This window comes from Microbulbifer sp. MI-G, from assembly GCF_030440425.1.
GTDB classification, from domain to species: Bacteria; Pseudomonadota; Gammaproteobacteria; order Pseudomonadales; family Cellvibrionaceae; genus Microbulbifer; species Microbulbifer spongiae.
Window position 1 is genome coordinate 2189517 of sequence record NZ_CP098023.1, and the last position, 24120, is coordinate 2213636.

Annotated in this window: 15 protein-coding genes; all 15 read right to left on the reverse strand. The window is 44.4% G+C overall.

Features of this window, described 5'->3' with window-relative positions:
* Window positions 1-313: 313 nt before the first annotated feature.
* Window positions 314-2305: a PKD domain-containing protein gene (locus M8T91_RS09125; protein WP_301418947.1), complete on the reverse strand. Its 1992-nt coding sequence runs from the start codon at window positions 2303-2305 to the stop codon at window positions 314-316.
* A 1006-nt stretch (window positions 2306-3311) separates the two neighbouring features.
* A complete protein-coding gene (locus M8T91_RS09130) occupies window positions 3312-3815 on the reverse strand; it encodes a flavin reductase family protein (RefSeq protein WP_301418950.1) in 504 nt (167 codons plus the stop codon).
* A 22-nt stretch (window positions 3816-3837) separates the two neighbouring features.
* Window positions 3838-5046 (reverse strand): hypothetical protein, encoded by a 1209-nt coding sequence (locus tag M8T91_RS09135; protein ID WP_301418952.1) that lies wholly within the window; start codon window positions 5044-5046, stop codon window positions 3838-3840.
* Between the two features lie 137 nt (window positions 5047-5183).
* Entirely contained in the window at window positions 5184-7856 is a 2673-nt protein-coding gene (locus tag M8T91_RS09140; RefSeq protein WP_301418954.1) for a CRTAC1 family protein, read from the reverse strand.
* 12 nt (window positions 7857-7868) lie between these two features.
* A complete protein-coding gene (locus M8T91_RS09145; protein ID WP_301418957.1) occupies window positions 7869-9398 on the reverse strand; it encodes a hypothetical protein in 1530 nt (509 codons plus the stop codon).
* A gap of 556 nt (window positions 9399-9954) precedes the next feature.
* Window positions 9955-10758: an outer membrane lipoprotein-sorting protein gene (locus tag M8T91_RS09150; protein ID WP_301418959.1), complete on the reverse strand. Its 804-nt coding sequence runs from the start codon at window positions 10756-10758 to the stop codon at window positions 9955-9957.
* Window positions 10709-13051 (reverse strand): efflux RND transporter permease subunit, encoded by a 2343-nt coding sequence (locus tag M8T91_RS09155; RefSeq protein ID WP_301418961.1) that lies wholly within the window; start codon window positions 13049-13051, stop codon window positions 10709-10711. The genes M8T91_RS09150 and M8T91_RS09155 overlap by 50 nt, the downstream gene beginning before the upstream one ends.
* A 15-nt stretch (window positions 13052-13066) precedes the next feature.
* Window positions 13067-13972, reverse strand: coding sequence for a hypothetical protein (locus M8T91_RS09160; protein ID WP_301418963.1), 906 nt, complete (start codon window positions 13970-13972; stop codon window positions 13067-13069).
* Window positions 13973-14246: 274 nt separating this feature from the next.
* Window positions 14247-14864, reverse strand: coding sequence for a hypothetical protein (locus tag M8T91_RS09165; protein WP_301418965.1), 618 nt, complete (start codon window positions 14862-14864; stop codon window positions 14247-14249).
* Between the two features lie 22 nt (window positions 14865-14886).
* Window positions 14887-16050: a molybdopterin-synthase adenylyltransferase MoeB gene (gene moeB / locus M8T91_RS09170; protein WP_301418967.1), complete on the reverse strand. Its 1164-nt coding sequence runs from the start codon at window positions 16048-16050 to the stop codon at window positions 14887-14889.
* A gap of 65 nt (window positions 16051-16115) precedes the next feature.
* Entirely contained in the window at window positions 16116-16583 is a 468-nt protein-coding gene (locus M8T91_RS09175) for a hypothetical protein (RefSeq protein ID WP_301418969.1), read from the reverse strand.
* A 2-nt stretch (window positions 16584-16585) separates the two neighbouring features.
* The gene (locus tag M8T91_RS09180; protein WP_301418971.1) at window positions 16586-16867 is read right to left on the reverse strand and encodes a ubiquitin family protein; all 282 of its coding nucleotides are present in this window, start codon (window positions 16865-16867) and stop codon (window positions 16586-16588) included.
* A 90-nt stretch (window positions 16868-16957) separates the two neighbouring features.
* The gene (locus M8T91_RS09185; RefSeq protein ID WP_301418973.1) at window positions 16958-17416 is read right to left on the reverse strand and encodes an acyl-CoA thioesterase; all 459 of its coding nucleotides are present in this window, start codon (window positions 17414-17416) and stop codon (window positions 16958-16960) included.
* A complete protein-coding gene (locus M8T91_RS09190) occupies window positions 17394-23126 on the reverse strand; it encodes an SDR family NAD(P)-dependent oxidoreductase (protein ID WP_367317753.1) in 5733 nt (1910 codons plus the stop codon). Before M8T91_RS09190 ends, M8T91_RS09185 begins: the two co-directional genes overlap by 23 nt.
* A gap of 58 nt (window positions 23127-23184) precedes the next feature.
* Window positions 23185-24111, reverse strand: a complete 927-nt coding sequence (locus M8T91_RS09195; RefSeq protein ID WP_301418975.1) for an RnfABCDGE type electron transport complex subunit D — start codon at window positions 24109-24111, stop codon at window positions 23185-23187.
* Window positions 24112-24120 lie beyond the last annotated feature (9 nt).

A 24120-nucleotide genomic window follows, 5' to 3' on the forward strand; every position in this document is an offset into this window, starting at 1 on the left:
TGGGGGAGGTGTGTATCTTGCCAAGCAGTCTCTGGACGGTGATTTGATATGCATTACAGTGCATCCAATGAAGAGATTATTATCATTCTCCCACCGGACAGATGCTTGTTACGGAAGAGCATCCCTGCCCTACCAAGGTATCCAGTTGCATAAGCGTAAAGTGCATTGGAAGAGAGACACTCCCTTAGCAAGCACAATGACGACATGGGCACTGACGATTTCCCGTTCTAAACGCTAAGTCGGTAGTAGTTCAGACCTCACTTGGCAAGTCACTGATTGTTGAAAGGCTCCAGTCTGAGCTACTACAACTCACTCAATATTCCAATGCCACCTGCAGTGTCATCCCTAAATGCGCACCAATAACACTAATATACCGATAACCTGAACTGGGGTTGAATACGGTAATTGATTCCGTATTATCTGGATTGCTTGAATTTTGGTCATAGGTGGTCGAGGTTGCCCAGGTACTGGATTTGTAGTAAACGTTGCCATTGCCACTGCCATAACCACTGTTGATCTGGATACTACTAGTGTCCTCAGGTACATAGATCCAATAGTACTGGATATTATTGGGGTTTGTACTAGCGGGTACACACACAGCATCGGCACTAATCAACTGGTGCTCGTTACTGGGGTGAGGTTCTTCTGTTAAACAGACATTTTCCAGGCCACTCACGTCCCCTGATATTATTGTCACAGTAGCAGTGTCTGCTCTGCTATCCCCATTGTCATCAGTTACTGTCAGCTTGGCATTAAACAAACCAGTTGAGGTATAGGTGTGATCTGGACTGGCAAGTGGACTACTGTTGCCATCGCCAAAATCCCAGCTATATGCAGTAATTGATCCGTCAGGGTCTGATGAGCCATTGCTACTGAAACTGATACTGGTATGCACCTGACCTGAGTAGGGGCCATTGGCATTGGCAATAGGCAGTTTATTACCATTATTGCTATCCGGAATAGATGTATCCAGGTTGGAGGCGAGATAGTTACACAGCGGTGCTCTTACCTGATCAGTGACAACCTGATCAGTACGGGAAATATCAACATCGAAAAAAGTTTCCTGGACTTGCTGACGTGCCTCGCCACGGATTTTATAATAGTGCAGCATCTTGTAATCCAGTACCTCATCGGTACTGCGTCCCAGATTTGGACATCCAAAAACACCAAAGTTATTGGGGCCAGACTGCAGAATATTTTTTATATTGGGATCAGCTTGTCTCAAGTCATCCAGAATCAGCCCGGACATAACACCCCAGAAACTGTCTGTATTGATATTGTAGTCGTCTGCGGGTGGCGTTGGATCAGTGCGCAGCCAGTGGATTTTAAATTCCTGGTCTACATCCATTCCCAGGGCTGCGTAGAAATCTATAATGGTATTACCGGATCCACCCAGAGAGTCAATTAACTGACCAATTTTGTCTTTCTGTTCAGGCCCAGCAAGCCTTGCTCTACGATCACAATACTGGGAGTACAGAAATTCATGGCGCACATCAGTCCAATTCGGATGACTCTCCAACCGCAATGACACCCCCTCGGCTACCTGGCTGGCAATCGCCATATTGAAAATAGACATGGCAAAACCGTAAACATTGTCTTTCAGGTGCTGAGCCCGGTAGTCCTCGTACCGGTCTTCCCATAATAAATTATGAAAACGATCCGGGTTGCCCTGGCCAGTCTTCAATTCACGAAAGCGTCTGGCATGGCGGGGTTCGAGAGTCTCCGGGGCGTTGGTATCACTGTCATCATCACCAAACACACCGGGCCAGTTCAAATACTGTTGCCAAAATGGGCGAGCAGGACTGCCATGACACTGAATGCATGAGGCCGGATTTTTATTCAATGTAGCTGGGGTGGTAGTGAAGTCGAATTGGGAAAATTCCCAGTTACCGTCGTCATGACGATAAGAAACATCAAGCTTTTCATAGTCCGGATCGGTGGGATCCGTAGGAATATTCACCATAAACCGAGCGTCTGAACCAAACATCAGGATGCGTGGGTATTCTATCGAGGATTTACCCGGTGTCTCGGTGTGCTCGATCAATGCGAAATTCTTCAACATATGATCAGGCATGACATCCAGAAAACCTTTCATGGTGGTGATATTCTTTTCATTTAGAAAAGTAATCACATCATCCGGGGTCAGTTTCGGTGTTCCGGCCTGTGGTGGAGGATCAAAGCTGCTCAAAGGCACTACTGTGTCAGAGCCATCTACGGGACAGGTGCCTGCGGCAAGAGATTGAGTTGAAAATCCTGCCAATAGAACGAAACCAATAGGTACTACGCACTTTTTGACGATCCGCATATCACTCTCCGTGTATCGATTCAGTCTCACTACGCAATTTTAGTTATTGTATGCAATATACATTTTAAAGTATAAATCTCTCCTGAACCAATAAATGAGACACAGTTCACGCTTGTGTGCGGAAGACTGGCGGTATTGCGGTATGGTGATGATTAGACTTCTGGGTTAATAGCAAAGGCTTCACAGGGAATCAGGAACATGGTTGGACTCTGCCAAGATTCATTACCTGAGGCAGCTTTTCACACCTCATAGCTGCAATGAACTAGATGGAAAGCCATAAGTTCTACAGAGCTGAGTGTTTGACTGCTTGCCGGTCAATTCACCCAAAAACAGTCAAGTGCCCAAGAATGCTCGAAGCTCTGAGTAATCATTGAAGCTGAATCCCTAGGCTGGCTGTAGGTCGGATATTGTGGAACGGGTTTTGAGGTTGCCATGAATAAGCTTGAAGTGCGGGTTCTAGTTGGGACCCCATTCTACAGAGTTTGCCAACTTATATCGAATAGTAAACTCTATTAGAAGCCATAAGATTCATCACATTGCAGGCTACTCACCGTCATTTCCGTTTTCCCTCATGCGCCGACGCTGACGAACATACTGGGTCGGAGGTTGAGTGTTCGATATTATTGGGCAGAAATTACTTAAGAAGTTCCCTTAATAAATTGATTCTAAAATATTTATTTTGGTTTTTTAAATATTTGCGTTGATATTCAGCATCTGGTTAAACATAAGCGTTCGGCAGTTAAGTAGATCAAATCATGTACTAGAATTGTCACTTTATGAGATTTTCAAAATATCAACGAATTATATACAAAAATATACATTTCAGGTCATTATATTGTTAAAGGCCTTGGCGATAGGCTGGTCCATTAAATCCCGCTCTCAACCGACGAAGCGTATACCCAAATGGTCACCACTGCTCAACGGTAACAATCCAAAACCCAGCAGTGCCGAGTCAATCCGCTCAAGATTTTTTGATGTAAGCTAGTAGAGTATTCCCTTCTTTCCATTAAGGCTGCTGATAACTCCCATCGAGATAGATCAGAGAAGAGACTGGTCCAGCCTCCACCAATACCTCTTGAATACGCCCGATGACAATATCATGTGTGTTATACAATATGGTTTTATCCTGCTCACAAAAAAAGACTGCTTGAGCCCCCTCTAAATAAGGTACGCCATTGCTGCTAACATGTTTCCAACGGCTGTCAGAGAAACGCATATTTTTGGAGCCAGAAGAAGCACAATACCTGGAGATTAGCTCTTGATTATACGAGAGCACATTGATACAAAAGGGTACACCTTTTCTTAAAACCTCGCCGGTCGACGTTGTGTTGTTAACACAAACCAGGAGTGAGGGTGGTGTATCCGATACCGAAGTAACTGAGGAAACCGTCATTGCAAATGGCGTCCCCTCAGCACATTTTGTTGAGAGTATACAAACTCCTGATGCAAGCCGCCTCATTCCCAGCTTCATGGCTTTACCGACATCTATATCTAAATCTTGACTCGCCATTAATTAATTTTTACACCTATATTTAGAAATTATATAATACTGAAATCTCAAAATAGTCATCTTGGCGGAATGAATAACTGTGTTCCTCAATATTTGTATTTGAAAATATCTGTGCGCGTAACTCAGCTGATAAATACTCACTGATGCGTCGGGAGCCTTCGATAGTGTAAATACGACTATTATCTTTTATGTCAACAACCATGCCAAAAATTAAGGAGGTCGTTTGATAATCATTGAAGACAATACGTGTTCCGAACGCCAAATCATTTTCAAATGGAGTCGTCGCTTCGATGCCGCGATCATCATAATAATATTCCGCTAGAACACCAACATCAATTGACGATTCTACAACGCCTACAAAAGTATACTCGGATCCAATACCCACAGTATTGAAAGCTGAGTCATCTTCAGCACGATGATAACCTTCAAATTTAAATAAGGTGTTGCCGGTAGTCAACTGTATATCAAGCGCAGTTTGGTGGATAACCGAATAATGAGGCCTGAGTACAGGCGAAGAATCCGGTAGTTTGACCAATATTAAACTGGGGTCTCGATTCGTACCGTAGAAATGCGAGAACCCAATTTCCCAATCTCCAATTAAATGTTCATATCTTAGAGCCAGATCGAGATGTTTTTCTTCAGCCCCGGATTCAAAGGTACTCTCACTGTGATCGACGCGCAAAGGTGCCCGCAATCTGTCTTCAGCATTGGCAAAAGATCGCTCCCTAAAATAAGGTAGTAGGAATAAATCGAAGGTCCCCCAATCCTTAATCAGAGTCAAGTTCGCCATAGGCTGGCCCAGCTTGGATTCCGCATCGAGACCTTCATGTGTATCGGTTTGATTGATGATATCTACCAGATGCCTGAACTCTAATACCCCCCAAAAGACTTTTTTAAATCCGAGGCGTAGCTCCCAAATGTCCGAGACACCCTCCCAATAAAGTTCACGGATATCGAAGTGTTTTCGGCCGCTATCTTGATAGCGATAAAATAAAGAGGATACTAAGGATTGGTGGTTATTATCCCAATTGTGATAGTACTCGATTCCAAGAGAAACCGAGGGATCTTCATGTCGTGATTGATCCAGATATACAGGGGGTTGATAGAAGAATCTCTTTTCCATCGCAACGTTGCCGGTAAGCTCATGAGCGTAAATGAAACCTACCGGCCAAGCATAACAGCACAAGAAAAAAGTACCTGCTGAAAATATGCGAAGCGATATGTCTTTCATGAAATACAGATCGGCTTGCAGTAAACTTATATTACTAAAAGGCATAATATGATTTTAAATTGAATACCTACGTGTCAGTAATTTTCGTATTATAAAATCTTTCCTAAACTCTAAGCCTTTGACTCTTGATATGAAAGTCAGAGGTTACAGCTATAAACACCGATCTTCCTATCGATACAAATTTTTTGATTTATAGCTGGATCATCTAGAACTATCTTTTGTGTATTCGTACTTCCGGATGGCCAGGTAATATCAACAGAGTGTAAAGCTTCATCTCCCAAGCCAATATGCAGGTCTGTAGTGACAGCTCCAAAGGCCGAACCGCCAACTCGTGTATAATATAGCTTATCTCTATTGACAATTAGTTTGGCGCCGATCGCAAACAAGTTATTGGAACTCTGATCGCGAAGGTGAATCTTCACCCAATTGCCCTGTGAGTTTTTAGGTGAACCACCGTTGATATACAATGAGGTATGACCTTCCTCAAACTGCGTTGGGGGGCTAACTACCTTATTGGGTGCCGGGACAGCAAGAATTCTCCCACCAAACTCCACTTTCAGGTTTCTCGCCTGGGGAGAAACTGAATTATAACCTCCGGCATGGGTTACTAAAATATCGATAAATCCATCTGCATTTACATCTGCATTAAGGGTTGCACTGGCAGCTTCATGCATCCGGAAAATATCGCGGATAGTACTTTCCGCCGCATCCACTCCACTGGAACTATAAGCATCGGTATCGCTTATATAGATGTAATCTCTCTTAGTCCAACCAGTGCCCGGGGCAACACGACGAGGAGGGTTATGGGTGTAGTCCATATGCCGAATATCCAGTAATTGATACTCCAAAGTCCTGTCTGTGAATTCATAGCCGCCCTCGGAACTTTCATTGACCAGAAGGCGACCTGGGCTGCCTAGTGTGTCACCAATGAAGTTGTCATTACCCCTGGCGAGAGCACCTGCCATATACAGATCGAGATCCTGGTCGTTATCGATATCAAGCAGAGAAAGGTTCCAAGCGAATTCATAGGCACGTAAACTTGTAGAGAAATTATTTCTCTCAAAAAAATCCTTGTCACGTAAAGTGAAATTCATGGGGTTTGACATATCCGGTGGTATGTGAGAAGAATGATTGACTTTCACCTTACCCGAAAGATCATGAAATCCGCTATTGCCTCCGTGATATTCCAGCACAGCGTGGTGTAAGGTGCTCTTACCTTTCATATAATTAATGTATGCGAGTGCAGTTAGGTTCAACTCCTCCTCAGTTTCAACCAACAATCCGGTATTTTTTGCCGACATGGTTTGACTGCCACAGTTGGCGATTAATAATTCTTCCTTTAGGTCACCATTCAGATCTCCGGCCGACAAACCCATCCAGCAGCCATCCCATACCGCATCGTTAAAAGCTTTCAGGTAGTGAAAAGATTTGCCCTGAATGTTTTCATAGATCCGCAGGCGATTACTCATGTCATTGGAGACAACCAGATCTGGCCAGTGATCTTGGTTAAAATCCATAAACATCGCCGACCAACTGTGATCAGCCTGCTCACCAACCTGTTTACCATCTACGATATGCTTCGAGGTTTTGAAAAAAGATTGATCCTTATCTCGCCACACGCTGGCCTCAAGTCCCTCTTCTAAATGCAGGCCAGACACATTGAAAGTCGCGCTTTTATCTTGAAAAGTCAGCTTTCCGGTGTCAACGAGTCGATTGATGTAGAGCTGATTTGGATTGCCGGCAAAATACTTTGCTCCAAACCCCCAATAATCAGGATCGAGAAAGTTGGCAACATACAAATCCAAATCGCCATCCCTGTCTACGTCCGCAACGGCAGCGCTGGTAGAGGTCCAGTTCCCGCCAACACCTGCTTCATGAGTCACATCTTCCCACTCCGGCAAACCATCTCCATCCTTGTCTCCGAGGTTGATAAACAGAGAATTCCGCCCCTCGGCTTCAAATTGTTCGCCAAAATTAACCATTACGTCTTTACCGTCCTGCATCTCTCCCCAGAGAAAAGCAGGCGTTCGGACTACCACAGCTTCTCGAGCGCTGCGAGCCTCCCTGCCCAAGTGGTTCTTTGCAGGATAAGATGGAAATCCCAACTCATGGCTCTGAGCCATGATGCCATAGTGGGATGCCAATACATAAAGATCCAGAAGGCCATCTCCATTGAAATCTGCTGCTATAGCACCAGTGGATATACGACCCACAGAAAACTCATCGTCATCCGGGGTACGACGGGGATTGTATTTATTTTCAATCAACAACTCCTGTTCCAAAAATAGACTATTACCGTTTTTTGTAAGATCTTGAATACTACGATATACTGGCACTCCGCTATCATTATTGCCTTGATTGAGGTATAGAACGTTGGGTTTGGCCGGTGCGGTTTCCCCAGTCAGTACATTACGTTGGTCAACCTTTTTTGTTACAGGCCTGCCCGAGTGAGTAAGGTAAATATCTTCCCGGCCATCATTATTTGCATCGAATATGGCCCCTCCCTGTGACCAGAGCATACTATTATTTCTAAGTGCCCGTTCGCCCAGTGATGATCCGATATCCCTGAATGGTATATATTCAGAATCGATTGTTATGGCTTCCGGAAGCTTCTCTAGCGCCTCTCTGCGAGAATGAATTGGCTGCTGTATTTTAGCTGTACTCTCAAATCCTAAATATTGTTTGATGACACTAACGGCAACGGTTACTTCGGATACGCCGTATTTCTTGAGAATATAACTTTTCAACGGAAAGTACACTGTAATACCGATTATTACCGCAGTAGTAATACCTATAGTAAGTCTCTTCATAGCCGACTTTTCTCACAAAATATTGATATCTTCATAAACCCTGAACAACGGTGGCACATAGGCATCAGTAGCATTAACAATTTTTTTTTGTAAAATCCCTCCTATTGGCAACTCCAACTCTACAAGATCGACGATTCTTTCATAGGAAACAATATTTACCCGTAAGTACCATTTTCCGTCACGTTCGAAAGGTCGTAAGAAAACCTGTTCATACCCAGTTTCGTGATTATTGACCAATACCCATTTTCCTTCCTTCTTTTGAACTTCATAGGCGTAGTGAGGAATGGGACCCTGGTGGTATCGGAGATAACGACGCTCTATCGATTCCATTGGGGGGAAGATACCGACTCCAAAAGCTGAAATCTCATAGTCTTCCTGTGCCACCAAGAGATCCACAGGGATATTGCCCAGGACAATACCGCGATCACCGTCTCCTTTATAAATAAATATTTCTATATATTCATTTTTATTTTTGAAATTATTTTTTGCTGTATAACTCGTCTTCGGCACCACACTGCTTATTGCAGCAAAGTTCCAATCACTGCTAAAGGGTATTTCCTCAGATTGGGTTTCGCTGTATACGCCAGGAGCAACAAATCGTTTAACTTGAAAAACATCTCCCTTTTTGAGTTCTGACACATATTTCTTTTCAAGCTGTTGTTCATCTCTAATAATCTTGAAATATCCCTTTTGCACTTTACGGCGTGAATCCTGGGTAGAATATCCCGCAATCGGCTTGTTCAATACAACCGTTGGCTTGACTGTCAGGATGGTATCTTGCTTGGTACGAAGTTTTTCCAGTTGCAATTCTACATTTGACAGATCCTTTTGATACCGCAGTGTCAAATACAATGCAAAATCTGAACTCTCTATTCCATTTATTGAGCGTATCATTCGGTAATAGGTATCTTTAGGAAAGTCGAACCAACTATGATACATTTCCCCAACAGAATCCGTTGCATTAAATTCCCACAATCCGGGTTTGAGACAGTTGTTGGTTACGCTGAAGCGGGTTGGTTGCAAATCTGGCTTTGGCTGGATTAAGCCGTTGCGATAGTGATACTCCTCAACGGCATTACTGAATAAACCATCTTTGGAATTGAAGTAACCATACAGACTATTGCTTTGTTGATAACTTAATTGGATACCATTCCTTGCATACTCGGCAAGCATAAGATTTGCCTTATCAAAATTATCCAGTTCACTATCGTGTGCATAGGGAAGCAGAGGTATCAGAAATCCTGCATCGATATGATTGAGATATATTTTTTTATCTTCATTATCTGCATTTTCTGATCTAATGACCATCGATATTCGTTTGGTTTGTTCAGAAAACTCGACGTCAACACGTTTCATATCTCGAAGGACAGAATAATAACGGTTGAGGGATTGTGTGGATGGGTTGATCACATTTCCATTGACATCTAAATGTTCTTGATCAAACTTTATTTTTTCCCCTTCATGGAAATCAATAAAGAATATAAAAGTCAAAGCTGTGAATAACGTACCAATAGGCAAGCCGTACCGAATCCAATAAATCATAAGTTTCTCCACTTTGCTGGCAGTCAAAAAGTGTATAGAAAATCACTGTTTTGTTTTATCCTCAATCCCGTTAAACTACATATAGAACCATGCAAGGGACCTCGTTATGCTAAACAAAACCCGTCTTATTCTTTTTTTGTCTTCTATAGTTGTATGCTTTATTGTTATGCGTACATATCTGTACTTTTCTCCAGGTACAAACCTCGACATAGGCCCATACAATATCCATCATTTGTATACCGGATTAGTGTTGATGGTCATTGCCTGTGTGCCTTTAATAATCTTGCAGGGCTATGACAAGCTTCTTAACTTCGCAACACTATTGTTTGGAGTTGGTCTATGCTTGGCATTAGATGAGTGGGTTTACCTTATCGCCACTGGAGGTTCCGATGCCGAGTACCTTCTCCCCATATCATTTTGGGGGGCTGTTGTTGTGATCGGGTCAACCTGTCTATACACACTATTTGTATCCTATTTAGCAAAGAATAAATCTTAATATCTGTACTCTGCTCCAGTCATAACTGGGGCAGAACAACCTGTACGACAGCTCAAACTCCTAGTTCCGGCTGCGTCTTAATGCACTGCGATCAAAATCCCTATCATTGAAGCCGTTCTCGAATTGGTAATTATTCATTATCAATAATGTTTTTTTTCCGGTTTGAATATTTTCCATAAGCATTTTTTCGGGACGCCAAAACCCATTTAAATATTGCTTGTATCCCTCAAAAGTTAACACTTTCAACAGACTGTCCTTTCTATCGTAGTAGTCTAAGCGTAATGGTTGGTACATAATTTTGTCGAGCCATACAATCTGGCGATGATAACCAGAATATTCGTAAACCGGCTTACGCTCGATCACAAACGCTTCTCGATCGTCGACAGTTTCATCCCGTAGCCATTTATAGGTGTATCTTTCCAGTTCTTGCGATGTCATGTCTTCATAAGCAAATTCACTACCTACAAAGGGACCAGATTTGTAAACGGAAGAAATTCGCTTAATTCTTTTCAGCGCTGGCAAATATAGCCACTGATCATCTGGATCAAGTGAATGCGTATAGCTTAAAAATGCAGTTCCCTTAATATCTTTTGGGTAATGAAATGTAGTTAATGTCTTGTCTCCATCGTTTTCCACTTCCAACCGGCTAATTTTAAGCAATCGTGTGCTGCTCTCTCCCTGCTTATTGGAAAGTATCATTTCCATTTCCACACGCTGGTCTACCCAACCTGAATCGCGGCGAATCATTTCACTGGCAATTTCAAACCCTTTAGCTACTGGGTCAATAGGTTTAATCTCTGCATCTAACAAAGTGCTATACAGACCCAGACACAGGGTGATCATGATTAAAGGCGGTATTCTCATTCTTGATCTCCTCAATCTTCATAAGCACTGCAGGTAACAACAGCAAATCGGCAAGGAGCGCAAACACGATGACAATCGCGGTTAAAAGACCCATGCCAGCATTTAGGTAAAAACTTGATGTGGCCAGTATTGAAAAACCAATCACCAATAAAAAGGAAGTTGTGATTAAAGCTGGGCCTACCATTTTAAACGCATAACGAATGGCATTTTCACTACTAATATTCTGTTCTTTTCTTGCCCGCAGGTATTTGCTTAAAAAATGTACTGTATCGTCCACCACTATCCCCATAGTAATAGCCATTACGACTGAAAGGCTAAGTCCAATTTGTCCTACCAGTATCCCCCACAAACCAAATCCCATGGCAGCAGGAACTAAATTTGGAATCAAACTGATAAGTCCGAATTTTACAGAGCGGAAAGCAATCATTAGCAAAAAGGAAATAATTAACAGGGCTACAGTTGTTCCTAAAAGCATACTCTTGATGTTATGCATGCCGAGTTTGGCAAAAACAATATTTGTACCTGTTGCTTGGGTTATTTTTATATGTGAGCCGTTCTCTTTAAGCCAGTCATTTGCTCTTTCTTCTAATGCCAATAATTGTTGTGATGACAGGGTGTTGACGGACACGGTCAGGCGTGTAGAAGACTTATCAACATTTAACTGATTATTGAGGTCCAAACCATATGGAAGTGACATCTCAAATAACAATATGTACTGTGCCGCCAGGTCCCGGTCAACAGGCAATCGATATGCATTCGGGTCATCTCCATGCATATTTTTATTTAAACGCTTAAGAATATCAGTAATACTGCTGACATGAATTGTCTCTGGCTGTTGGCGAAACCACTGGGCGAATGCTTCCAGTTCAGCTAGAAACCTGGGATTGTGAATACCGCCTGACTCTCCGGACTCAACCGAATACCCCAGATAGTACAACCCTGTCAGGTTGTTAGTGGTATAATCACTATCGACTCTAAATTGAATAGAATCATCAAAATAGTGTAAGAAAGTATCGTTAAGCTCATTACGTGGAATATTTGCAATAAGTAGCACCACAATAGCCATGGTTGTCCATAACAAAATTACCCTGCGACGTACCACTAGATCTGCGAGTTTTTCAATTAATTGACCACCTCTTCTCTCACCTTGTTGAGGTCTAAGTGGAAATAAGCTCATCAAGGCGGGTAAAAGGCACAGAGACATATAACAGGAGGTCAGTACACCAACCCCTACTATTGTGCCAAGATGATTAAAAGGCGGAACATCCGAAAAATTCATTGATAGAAATCCTACCGCAGTAGTTACACAAGCAAGCAGCACAGGTTGCGCATTGACCCGAACACTTTCCTGTAGTGCCTTTTTCTTACCTGAACCTCTACGCATAGCAAAATTTATGGATCCGAGAATATGAACACAATTCGCGATTGCAACTGTTAATATAATCGAGGGAGACAGTGCCGAGGGTGGCGAGAGCGGAAATCCCAAGTGACCAGCAGTCCCCATTGCTACCAGAATTGATGAAAGAATAACCAAAAAAGTTGACAACGTACCCCAAAATCGACCTACTATGACAGCCAGCAGGATAAGCATGACTGCAAAACTAAAAGGGACTAATTTTTTCATGTCCCGCTGTGATGATTCGGGAAAGGCATTATTTAGCAGCAGTGTTCCAGTCAGGTAAACCTTGATATCCGGCCTTTCCTGACGTATTTCCTCCGCCATAGATCTGGCAAAACTTACCGCTGCAGGGATTTCCGCTATTTCATTTTTCCGCGGCATCTGCACGGTTACATTTATCGCCGTAACTGTCGCATCTATGGAAATGAGCCGCCTGAATAACAGTGGTTCATCGAGAGTTATTTCCCGAATTTTACGCAGCGATTGTTCATCAAGGAGCTGATCCTTTTCCACTAAATCGTGAACACTGAGCTCATCGCCGTCTGCATAGCTATACTGAAAGTTTGTGATTGAGTCAACACGCGTTGAGAAAGGCACCTTCCAGGCTTTATCCGTCAACTCCCGGATCAACTGAAGATTATCTTTTGTGAAAACATTTTTGTCATCCGGCGCCAATACGATCAGTATATTATCATCTTTCGTATAAGTATTCTCCAGTGCTTCATAGGCTAATCGGTTGGGATTTTCTTCACTAAAAAATACGCGAAAATTATTTGTGAAATATAAATTACGGACACCAATCGCTGCAATTAAAACCATACTTAATGCAAGTGATATAACTAACCAGCGTTTTTCAATAACCCAAACGGCAAGCCGATTTTCACACTTTTCCATTATTAGTCAGCCCGCTCAATTCGACGATACAGCTTGGATAACTCTTTTTTGATTTGATGTTCTGTGTAATGTCCTGTAGGCACCGTATACAAGAGCAATTACTAAAAGTGTAAGAGTTGTATATGAAAGCATCTGAAAATTACTTGTATGCTCACCAGGATAAGCCTGTAATATTGACCAGGCGATACACCCAGAATAAAAATAAACCCAATAAGTTATTAGATTGAAGCAATTTTCGCCGGTATGAAGTCGTGAGATAACCCAATAGGCAACACTCAAGAAAGAAAGTCCATACAATGCAATCACATGAGGTAACAGTATACGCCCGGCCTCTCCGGCTACGTATAGATTGGCATCAGTGCGCCCAAGATAAAACAACAAATAGACGACATTAGCTATAATAGTGAAGCCCATCAAATTGCCGATACTAAAGAAAACCAGTCCCGCCCTGACAGTCCGTGCTAGTGCCGAAGGTATCCCTGTAGATAGCGATTTATAACTTTGAAAGGTTATAACAAGTGCACCTATACAGGCTAATACGGCAAATAATATGATAAGTCTGGCAATAACGGCATTAAATGCCCCTGTCAACCAGTTGAAATGCGACATGGTTCCGCGTAGTTGTTGCATAAAAACGAAGACCAGTGTTAATGTTACTGCCCAACCGATAAATCCTACAGTAACTAGAGATCTCCTCCGCCAGACTGGCAAATAACTCAATAACCATGCAATATTGATTTGTATCATGCTGAAACTGATGGAAAAAAGAATTGGTTTTCGCCAGGAAACAGTACCCGTAAGAGGCCCTCCCTCTACGACAAAAATAACAATGCTAACCGCACCAATAATCAAGCCGAATATAGCAAACAGGTAGAGAACCTTCTGATCCTTCTCCAACTCTCTCCAATATTGATTATTCATTTCGATAGCTCAATGTTTGTTAAATTATAAAATACTATCTATTTGATTATACATGTAAACTTCCATATCGCATTGACTTTCTAAATATTGTCAAACATGTCACTTATTCTCTGGATGTCAGAGTCAAATAAAATTTATTTAGGACAATTTTTATAGGTGGATAAGGCCCGTATATAGTAATTTTCTTATCACTCATAAGTTCAGCTACCATTTATAACCAACTACAGCTAAACAGTTCATGTACTTAAGTCGGTATTGAAAAACTAATCTTGCATTATCCTGTGTACTGCCAGGGAAAATACCTACTCCAGATCAACATGCCAACGAGAGGAAGACCGGAGAATAGAACACCGGCACAAACTATTTTTGCTCCCCAAGATCTTAGAGACTCTCCATTGGCACTATATCTTTTGGAAGCATCTTGAGATTCAATACCAAATAAAATATTCAGTGGTCTTTGTACTAATATATATATTATGGACATAACCAGCGCAGCGCCAATTGGTGCAACAAATTGTCGATTAGCCGGTAGTTTGTAAAGCTCAGTAGGCATTTCATGAACAATCAAACCATAGGTGGCAAAGAAGAAGCCTAAGGTAGCTCCACCCAGACCGTAGCGGACTAGTCTGGAGAAGCGGTGTTTGCTGTACATACTACTAATCCACAAAAATAACATATTCCATATGCCAAAGTATAATGCCGGCACAATCAGCATATTTTCTATAATTAGTGGACGGATAACCCCATTCGGATTGCTTAAGTCTATAGGGTGTATGCGGTGCATTTGACCAAAAACAAACAACGGTAAAAACATAACCGGATAACTACTGCCCGCTATAAATGCTTTAAGATGGTTTATATTACTCACACGAGTTAAAGAAAAATCACTCATAGTTTACTCCTCATTTTTATTTTTACAACGCACAAGCAATAGGTTGTATTTCAGCGTAGTCGGGATATTTTTCAGTACTGCTTTTACACCACCGACACTCCATATTTGCCTCAATCGGCAATTTCTTAAAAGTCATGTGCAGAGCATTAATGCTTAATACATGACCGAGTAATGGTACCCCAATTCCGAGTAACCACTTAACCGTTTCCGTAGCCATTAGACAACCGATCACACCCGGAACAACACCTAAAACTCCCGCTTCGCTGCAAGAGGGAGCCAATTCCGGTGGCGGCGGTTCCGGATAAAGGCACCGGTAGCAGGGCGTAGAAGGTTTGACACCGGGTGCAAATACTGACACCAATCCTTCGAAACGATAAACTGATCCATGTATGTTCGGAATCTTTAATTTGGTACAAGCGTCTGCTATTAAATAACGTGTATTGAAATTATCTGTACCATCGATAACGACATCGTAACCCTCGAATATCGATTCGACATTATCTCTATTAAGCCGATTTTCGATGGCAATAACGTCAATATCGGTATTCATCTCCTGTAGCCTATGCCTGCTAGCCTGTGCCTTTGCGCTATCGAGATCATCTTCCGTATACATCACTTGGCGCTGCAAATTACTTAACTCGACCTTATCGTCGTCTATCATAGCCAAGGTACCAATCCCCGCTGCCGCCAGATATAAAGCCACCGGGCTGCCAAGACCACCGGCACCAACAATCAGTACCCGGCTGTCTCTTAACTTCAGTTGACCCTCGAGACCTACCTCTGGCATCAACAAGTGCCGTGCGTAACGCGATTGTTCGTGACTAGCCAGAATACGGGGTTGACAGCTTGGCAAATCCGACGCTTTCCAAGCGTCAAATCCGCCCGCAAGGGAAACGACATCCCGATAACCCAGTTCTTGCAACTGATGGGCGGCTATAAGAGATCGTTTACCCGAGGCACACATCAGTATGATTGTATCTTTGGGTTGAGCATATTGTGAGATCCGTAACTCCAAAAAAGCCCGCGCAATATGCTTTGCGCCCTGCGCCGTGCCGGATTCTATTTCCCGATCTTCACGTATATCAAACAGCTTTGATGTATCGTCACTAACTAATTTTAAAGCAGCCTCGGGCGTAATTTCTTTGACGGATGTCTGTATCTTTTTAAAAAAATCGTTTGTAGACATGTGCGCTCATCCCTAATATTTATTATAACGATAACGCGGTTAGCGACTTCCCCGCACTGATATCTCTAACGCGGTATATCCATATACAGCATCACCATTGCCACTGTATTGAGAAGCCCACAGACAAAAATAACATAGGCTCTATACATATAGTATTGATAAATCGCCCAGGCTTCGCCACTGGAGGAAACCTGCAACTTTGGCCAACTGGAAAAGGTTCCATACAGAGTGAACCCGATCATTATTGATAAAGCAAAAGATCGCAATCCCAAAAAGAATATTTCTATATTACCTTCAGGTGGATGTAGTATCGCCAGACCGGCACTTGTTGTGAGCTGTAAAAAGATGGCAAGGTATACCCAAAAAAATATATTTGAACCTTGCCCGACAACGAATCGAAAAGGAAATTTCCCATTTTGAGCCATAGATTTAATAGCGGGCCAATCTATAATTGACCCCATAAATACGGCTCCCACCCACATTGCATTACTTACAGCATGCACACTTAGAAGAAAAATATAGAAGTCTTCCATTTTCAACCACCAGCATTCGACATCAATATAGTCAGCTCATCGCCGTCTTTTATGGGGGCCGACAACCCGCCACGTTGTTTTACATCCCTCTCACCCAAAAACATCCGCAAAAAAGGTCGCAGTTCACCGTCATCGATTACTCTCTCGCTGATATCATTCGACAGTGAACAATCATCCAGTGTGCGGAACAGATCCATCAATGTATCGCCCTCAACATCCACTTCGACAATACCCGGCATAAATTTTTGTAGCGCTGAAGGAAAATTCAGTTTTATACTTTTCATTTGTTTATTCTCCTTATAGGGAATACAGTTGTAAGATGACGACTTTATTGCTCAATATAAAATCAATCAGATCTCAATTATTAAAGATAACTATTTCTCGATCATGTCATAGCTATCTATGATGTCGAGCATAGAGTCGGGGAAGGCAACTGCTCTAATTTTTCCATCGATCTCCTGCATGGCAGCTGTGCCCTGCGAACCAAGGCATACGAGTTTGCGCTCGCCATGGTTATCCTCTTTATAATAGCGAAATTGGAGCATCATCTTCTCAGTTCCCAAAACACCTATATTCATATGCATAACTACTTTGTCAAATGCGTACAGCTGATCCAGGTACTGACAAGAAACATCCAGCGTAATCAATTTCAAACCATTATTGATTTTTTCCAATACATCTGTGCAGTATTCCTGGATGAACATCTCCCGACAGCTACCCTGCCACACAACGAAGTTAGCAAAGTAAATATTTCCAACCACATTGGTTTGTTCAAATGTGGTGAAAAAACTGTATTCAAAAAATGCACCCTCATTGGTTCTCACAATAGGCATATTCCAACTCCTCTTCTTCACACAGACCACTTAATACGAGGTACTTATCCCTACTGTTCAGTGGAATCAAGCTTATCCAATATTGCCCCCCATGAGCGCCAACCAAAGCCCAACCGCGATTAGCGGAAACGAGTTTGGGATTTTTTAATTCAGGCCAAAACCGTTTTATCTCGCTCCAGGTCTTAGCTCCGCTATCATCGCTCGCTTCAAACCAGTCTTTAAGCTGTTCTTGGGTCACCTGCGAGTCGATATTGACCACCCGGACTCTACAATCCAACGGATTTGAATTCACCGTTAACACCAATTCATGCGCTTTATCTGCCACCACGGAAATAGTGTCGACGGCACTGTACCGATTCAGTATCTCTCCCAACCGATGGCCGATATAAGCCGGCAACAGATCCTTATGCAGAGTCTGATGAATTTGGGCTCCGGATACGGGAGTCAAAGTCAAGCCCTGCCAATATTGGAGCAACTGACCATGTGCATCGCGCAATTGTGCGTTGACTAAAAAGCCATCTTTCCAGCGCCGCACTTGCTGGGTTTCAATATGATAGGGGGTTTCGTTACTCTCAGCGATATAGGAGATTGACTCTACGCTGGACGGCAAAATACTCTCGTGGGGTATTGCCGCCTGGTGAGCGTGAATCACAGCGTCGTTAATCCCTATGTCGCCCAATACGAGATCCAGAGAGTATTGTCCTCCCCAAGTAAGCTCTTGCTGCCTTGCTATCTTGCCTTGCACTCCAAGGTGTGTGATTTTTTGAAAACTATCGATACAGCGAAACTGACCGGTATGGAACAACAATGGCTCGTATACATCAGCGACGGGATTTATAACCAGATTTTCCTCGCAAGCCTGGAAGGGTGGAAGCTTTTGTTGCGCCTGGGGACTGAGTAGCAATCGGGCTTCATAGCAGTGGCTGTTGAAGCGATTTTCTCCGCTTTGCACACTGCTCCATAGCTGGTTGTCACTAACTCGCACAGCACTGACGCGTATACGTCTCGTGCCCTGTTTTGGTATCAGCACCGGTTCGCTGATATTTAAATCCTGAATGGTATGGATTTTTGCCCCAGGTACCAACGCACCGGCTACTTGCGCCATGGCCTCAAGGGCAATGACTGTGGGCAATACACACTGGCCAAGATAGACATGATCTTTGAGATAGGGATCCTGCTCGAAGGAAAGTTCACTGTCTGCTACCAATTCAACCCCGGCGTGGTAGTGTTGCACATGTTGCAGAAAACGATGAGAAGGCAGCCTGCTGGCAGTAAATTTAAGAGTGTTCAATCCTGCGTATCGTCCGCAAATCAGCGTGCGCAAAGATATGGGAGTTTGATGCCTGAGCAGCGCATCAAGCGCCTCCAGCCCAGTTTTCACTGGAATTGATGACACGCCGATGGCTGATAATTGACGCTGCATGCCATCGGCGCTACCCATACCGATCTCCGACCACACAGACCATTCGAGCACATGGCAGCGGGTATCCGGGTGGCTGGCCCCATAAGTCTCTATCAGCTCCGCCATCTCTTCGTTGGCCTGAGCATAGTCTGCGTTGCCGTGCATGCCGCTTTCCGCGATGATGGAGCCATAGCCCACAAGTAATTTCAAGGCGGGCAGCTGTTCAAGCAGGTTGGCCAGTCCAGCCACTTTTGGGCCGGCGGTTGTTTTAAAATCCTGTTGCCTGAGTTCACCCAGTACTTTTGGCTGGTTGATGCCCGCGGCATGTAAGACGGCGGAAATTTGCCCCCCCTCTTTTTGAATAAGGCCTATTACTGCTGCCAGCGCCTGGGCGTCGCACACATCCACAGATACATAGCTGGCCCGAATTCCCTCTTGAGACAGTTGTTGTATACGTTTGCTGAGTTCCGCATCTTGAGAGAGGTTTCTCCGCCCCAGCAGTACAATGGATGCGCCCGTGGTTTTCGCCAGGTGACAGGCGGATACATAGCCCAGTCCGGAACTGCCGCCGGTTACCAGGAGCCGGTCTTCCGAGGTGAGTAGTGAGGATGCAGCCCTCCTGTCTAACTGAATCCGCTGCCACTGTATCTGCAGGCGCCGGGAATCACTATCGTATTCTATTTCATGCCAGCCTACACACAGAGACGCCTCCACCAGGGACCGGTCTATCCAGCGCGTGTCGGCGTCGGGAAAGCGCAGATAACACACGGGTATGTGGCTGTTCTCAAGGTGCCAGGTGCGCCAAAGGGGTGCCATATTCGGGGCATCTCCAGCTTGTATCACAACCACGCAATGCAGTTCCCGCTTGGCCAGTTCAACCAGTTCACCCAGCATTGCGTCATCGATGATGCTATCTTCAGATAGTCCGTAAAAGACAAGTTTACCCACCTGGGCTGCAGGATCCCTGCCATGCTTATCCAGGGCCTGCCGCCATTGGGGAAGTATCGCTCCGCAGTAAGTCCAGTTATTTATGGCTTCCTGTCGGGAAACCAAATCCATCGGCGGCAATTGTTTTTTAACCGCTTCAAAACAATGTACCCAATTGGGTAATGCCTCCAGGTCTACTTCTGCAATGGAGTCTACGGCTCGGGCATCGCCAGCGCTGTCAGCAATCAGTTGTGCCAGCTCACTCAACCGACTGTCGGTGTTGGCCAGCAGGGCGGCGGTGGAATAGGCCTTATGCTCCTTGCCAAAGTGTTTGACAATTTTTGAAACAACTTCTGCAACAGTAAGAGAATTGATATGTAAATCAGATAAAATCTTGTCGTCGTTCTGAATTGATGCTACAGGAATTTCCAGGCGATCACCGATAAGCTCTTTGGTATACGCCAGTATCGCAGCGGGATTATCACCATTACTGACGTCGTCACCTGCGACGAATTGCTCTCTTATACTGCTCTGTTTGCTGGTCGCTTCCATGGACTTGGCTGCGCGCTCCCGCAGCCACGCTTTATAACTTTCATCGTCAGTAATCAGTTCGCAGGGACTGGTAAGAAAATCAAAGGACCAATTCCAATTCATCACATTTTTTTTCAAAATAAGATGGTCAAGTTCAGCAGCATCACTGCTTCCACTGACAAATTTCAATGCCAATAGACTTAGCAATGGAAAGGTGGAATTTCCGCCTATATCCATAGCAATAACTGGTTTCGCACTATAATTTTTCAGTGTACTGGTCAGTGAGTTTCCAGGTCCCACCTCTACAAACAGGTCGATCTCCGATTGCGCCAGCGTGATCGCCTGGTAAAATTGCACCGGATCACAAACCTGCTTTACCAGTAGCGACCGCCAGGCCGACGCTTCAGTGATGTTTCTCCCCGATATTGTGGAGATAACTCGCCTGGTGGGCTCCTGAAAATTCAGTTCCGACAAGCAGTCAGCGAACGGTTTATTGACCGATTTCATCATTCTGGAGTGGAAGCCATGAGAAACCGGAAGAAGCGTGCAGAAATGGTCGGAGGTGATACGCTGTTGTAAAGCCTCTAATTTATCGACAGCACCGGCGAGAACGGTATCGTTGGGCCCGTTATAGCAGGCCACTTCAACATCGAACTTCTGAGCCAGCTTCAACGCCATTTCACTGGGAGCATGCAGGGCCAGCATGGCACCGCCGGCTTCACCGCCGGAACTCATCAATGCACCCCGTTTTGTCGCAAGCGAAACCGTATCTTTGATACCTAGGCATCCCGACCAGCACAGCGCCACCAACTCACCGACACTGTGTCCGATGGCGAGTTCGGCCTGGATATCGAATTTTTCCAGAATCTGCAAAGCATTTAAGCTGCCACTCACAACTGCAGGCTGGGCAATAGCGGTATCCACAACACTACCATAGGCACCTCGCTTTTTTATCGAGGTAAAGGCTTCTTCATTGTCGAGATACCGTTTGTAAGCTCCACTGTCTGGGTAAACAGGGGCACCCTGTCCGGGAAACAGCAGACCAATGCGCGCTTCTGCTCCACTCCCGCTATAGGCTATACCCTGTTCCAAATCAAAATAACTATCGACACCACTTTTTATTTTTTTAATCAGGTCAAGAATTTTTTTATTGAGTACAATACCATTTTTAGCACCGTTGTCGATGACCAGCGCAGCTCTGTACATACACTTCTTGTCTGCTATCTCGGGCCGCCCGCATAAGTAGGAAGACAAGTCTGTCAGCTCGGCATTGGATGCCTGCCAAGCGAAATTCTTGAGTTTTTCCAGTTGCCCTAACAGCTTATCTTGATTGGCTTCAGCCACGGGAAAAATATTTGCGTCCTGCCAGGTATGGTTGATATTGGAGTTATCACCCAGAAGGCCCTTATGACTTAAAAACGCAAGTCCCTGAGCTGAATCTGAATCACTGTCTCCAGCCTCTAGGGTCAAATGAGTATTGATACCGCCGAATCCCATGGAGGAAACGCCCGCGCGATAGGGATTGAGACCTTCATAGGCGAGGAGCCGGTCCGATCGCTTCAACAATAGGGCATTTTCTTTTAGCAGTGGATGCAGTGTGTCAGTGGGTATACCCGGCGGCAGAATTCTATGCTTCAATACCAATGCCGCTTTAATCACACCCGCGATCCCCGCAGCACCCTTGGTATGGCCAATCAGGTGTTTTACCGAGCCGATATAAACGGCCTCATTCCGATCTGTCTTTCGCAACAGACTCAACACGGCACGCAATTCGGCTTCATCACCCACCGCAGTGCCGGTACCATGCCCTTCAAAGTAACTCACGGTGCCGGCGTTATAGGGAGACTTTTCATAGGCACGATTCAGGGCCAGTGCCTGAGTTTCAGCTTTGGGGCGGATAATTGCACCGCCGCCATCCGAGGATACCCCCCAACCCTGAATTGTTGCATAGATATTACAATCGAATCGACGTGCCTTTTCCTCGGTCATGACCAGTATCATCCCGCAGCCCTCGCCGGGCCAGAATCCCTGACTGTACTGATCAAAAATCCTCATTTGCTCGGGGGCCAGGGCACCGGTTCGTGAAAAACCGATGATTTCAAACGGATCGATACTTAGGTCCACACCACCGACCAATACTGCATCAAATCCTCCGGCCTGCAGGGCATCACAGGCCTGAGTGACGGCCAGCAACGAGGAGGAACAAGCCCCATCTACGGTGAAACCACCACCATTAAAGTCAAAATAGTTGCAAATACGCCCGGCAATGGTATTGGCTAGGCCTCCCGCCAGACTATCCGCGTCTGGCTCAGGAAAGGGACTCTTATATAGCATTTCGAGGTCGTGCATAAAATGATGTTTGGCTTCTCTGCTCAACCCAAAATCCTGCTGCTCCCAGATTTGACTCACGACACGAGCGACATAGGGCCATCGCAAGCGCATATTATTTGCCCGGGTAAATTCGCCGGCAAGTGAGTTACCCACTACAACGCCTATACGTTCCTTGTTCAGGCCGAGGCCGTTGGGAAAACCGGCATCCTCCAGGGCACCGTTGGCCACATCCAGGGCCAACCAGTGTGTCATATCTGTTTGCCGAAAAGTTGACTCAGCAATTCGATAACTCAGCCGATCAAATGTGTATTGATTGAGTACCGCAGCCTGGGTTGAATATGTATGATCTCTAGCGCCCGTATCGGTATTGTGATAATCATCCAAATTAAGACGCTGTTCTGGAATGCGCCGAAATTGCTGGCGTAGATTCAATACGGTATCCAAAAAATCACTTTTATTGTGTATACCCGCGTACCGACAATCAATCCCAACAATAGCCACTGAGCTATGTTCTATCACCTTGTCTTCTCCTATAAACCCACAAGACAATTCTTTAATTTTACGATGTAAACGCTAATTATGATGAGGGTAGTACATTGCCTGCCAGATTGGCTTGCACCCGTTGTCTTTCGAACCACAGGCTCAGCATGATAAACAGCCCGCGCGACCCGGTAACGATGGTTACGGCAAAAAATATGGCAAAAACAACATGGAAGTACATCAGAACTCCATACGCCATGGCGATAGAAAAGCCGAACACAATTTGCGGTATAAGTTTACTTGGCGAAGTCATCGGGTCGGTAATCATGTAGAAGGTAAAGAGTACAAAGGCTGGAGCGGTGATCATGGTAATTTCGGCAGCCATTTGCACAGGATATAATTGACCGCGAAGAAAAGCCTGAAGGAAAAAGCCCGATACCCAAGCCAATATGATCGCCATACGCTTGGTGAGAAACAAATTCATTCTCATACCTAATAATGCAATAACGATGAGGACCAGCCAATCCCAAAATCCGCTATAGGTTTCAGTGAACTGATACACAATAATATTTGCCCATGGGGCCACTAGGAAAATTACTGCAATACCGAAATTGGATGGGTTGAAAAAATGTTGATATCGGCTCCCGTTCTTGTAGCGAAAAACATGTTTTGAACCGATCGCCAGGACAACTGCAAAAACCATCATCAAGAGGCTGTCATTTACATATATGAGAAATGATATAGTGATCGCAGTCATGTGGGCGGGCAACATGAAAAATACAAAACCGCTCCAGCCATTGCCTAGATACCGCGGCCTTCTCTGTAAACACTTCGCATCGATATATTCAAACAGAATTGCTGAAGAGTATCCCGCCATTAGGGCGACCGCCATTTGCATTAAAGACTGTTCAAAACCTAGAAAAGCGTGGCCAAATACAGTTAATACGGTAGCTAAACTTGCGCTGTTTATTAATGCCATCTTTAAATTTGGCGGCCCTACAAATAAATCTTTAAGTGTACTCACAGTATCCAT

Excerpts from the sequence above, each read along its gene's own strand:
- M8T91_RS09155 (WP_301418961.1), bottom strand. The coding sequence starts at position 13,051 with ATGGAAAAGTGTGAAAATCGGCTTGCCGTTTGGGTTATTGAAAAACGC.
- M8T91_RS09130 (WP_301418950.1), bottom strand. The coding sequence starts at position 3,815 with ATGGCGAGTCAAGATTTAGATATAGATGTCGGTAAAGCCATGAAGCTG.
- M8T91_RS09145 (WP_301418957.1), bottom strand. The coding sequence starts at position 9,398 with ATGATTTATTGGATTCGGTACGGCTTGCCTATTGGTACGTTATTCACA.
- M8T91_RS09175 (WP_301418969.1), bottom strand. The coding sequence starts at position 16,583 with ATGGAAGACTTCTATATTTTTCTTCTAAGTGTGCATGCTGTAAGTAAT.
- M8T91_RS09135 (WP_301418952.1), bottom strand. The coding sequence starts at position 5,046 with ATGAAAGACATATCGCTTCGCATATTTTCAGCAGGTACTTTTTTCTTG.
- M8T91_RS09165 (WP_301418965.1), bottom strand. The coding sequence starts at position 14,864 with ATGAGTGATTTTTCTTTAACTCGTGTGAGTAATATAAACCATCTTAAA.
- M8T91_RS09185 (WP_301418973.1), bottom strand. The coding sequence starts at position 17,416 with ATGCCTATTGTGAGAACCAATGAGGGTGCATTTTTTGAATACAGTTTT.
- M8T91_RS09150 (WP_301418959.1), bottom strand. The coding sequence starts at position 10,758 with ATGAGAATACCGCCTTTAATCATGATCACCCTGTGTCTGGGTCTGTAT.
- M8T91_RS09180 (WP_301418971.1), bottom strand. The coding sequence starts at position 16,867 with ATGAAAAGTATAAAACTGAATTTTCCTTCAGCGCTACAAAAATTTATG.
- M8T91_RS09160 (WP_301418963.1), bottom strand. The coding sequence starts at position 13,972 with ATGAATAATCAATATTGGAGAGAGTTGGAGAAGGATCAGAAGGTTCTC.
- M8T91_RS09140 (WP_301418954.1), bottom strand. The coding sequence starts at position 7,856 with ATGAAGAGACTTACTATAGGTATTACTACTGCGGTAATAATCGGTATT.
- M8T91_RS09125 (WP_301418947.1), bottom strand. The coding sequence starts at position 2,305 with ATGCGGATCGTCAAAAAGTGCGTAGTACCTATTGGTTTCGTTCTATTG.
- moeB (WP_301418967.1), bottom strand. The coding sequence starts at position 16,050 with ATGTCTACAAACGATTTTTTTAAAAAGATACAGACATCCGTCAAAGAA.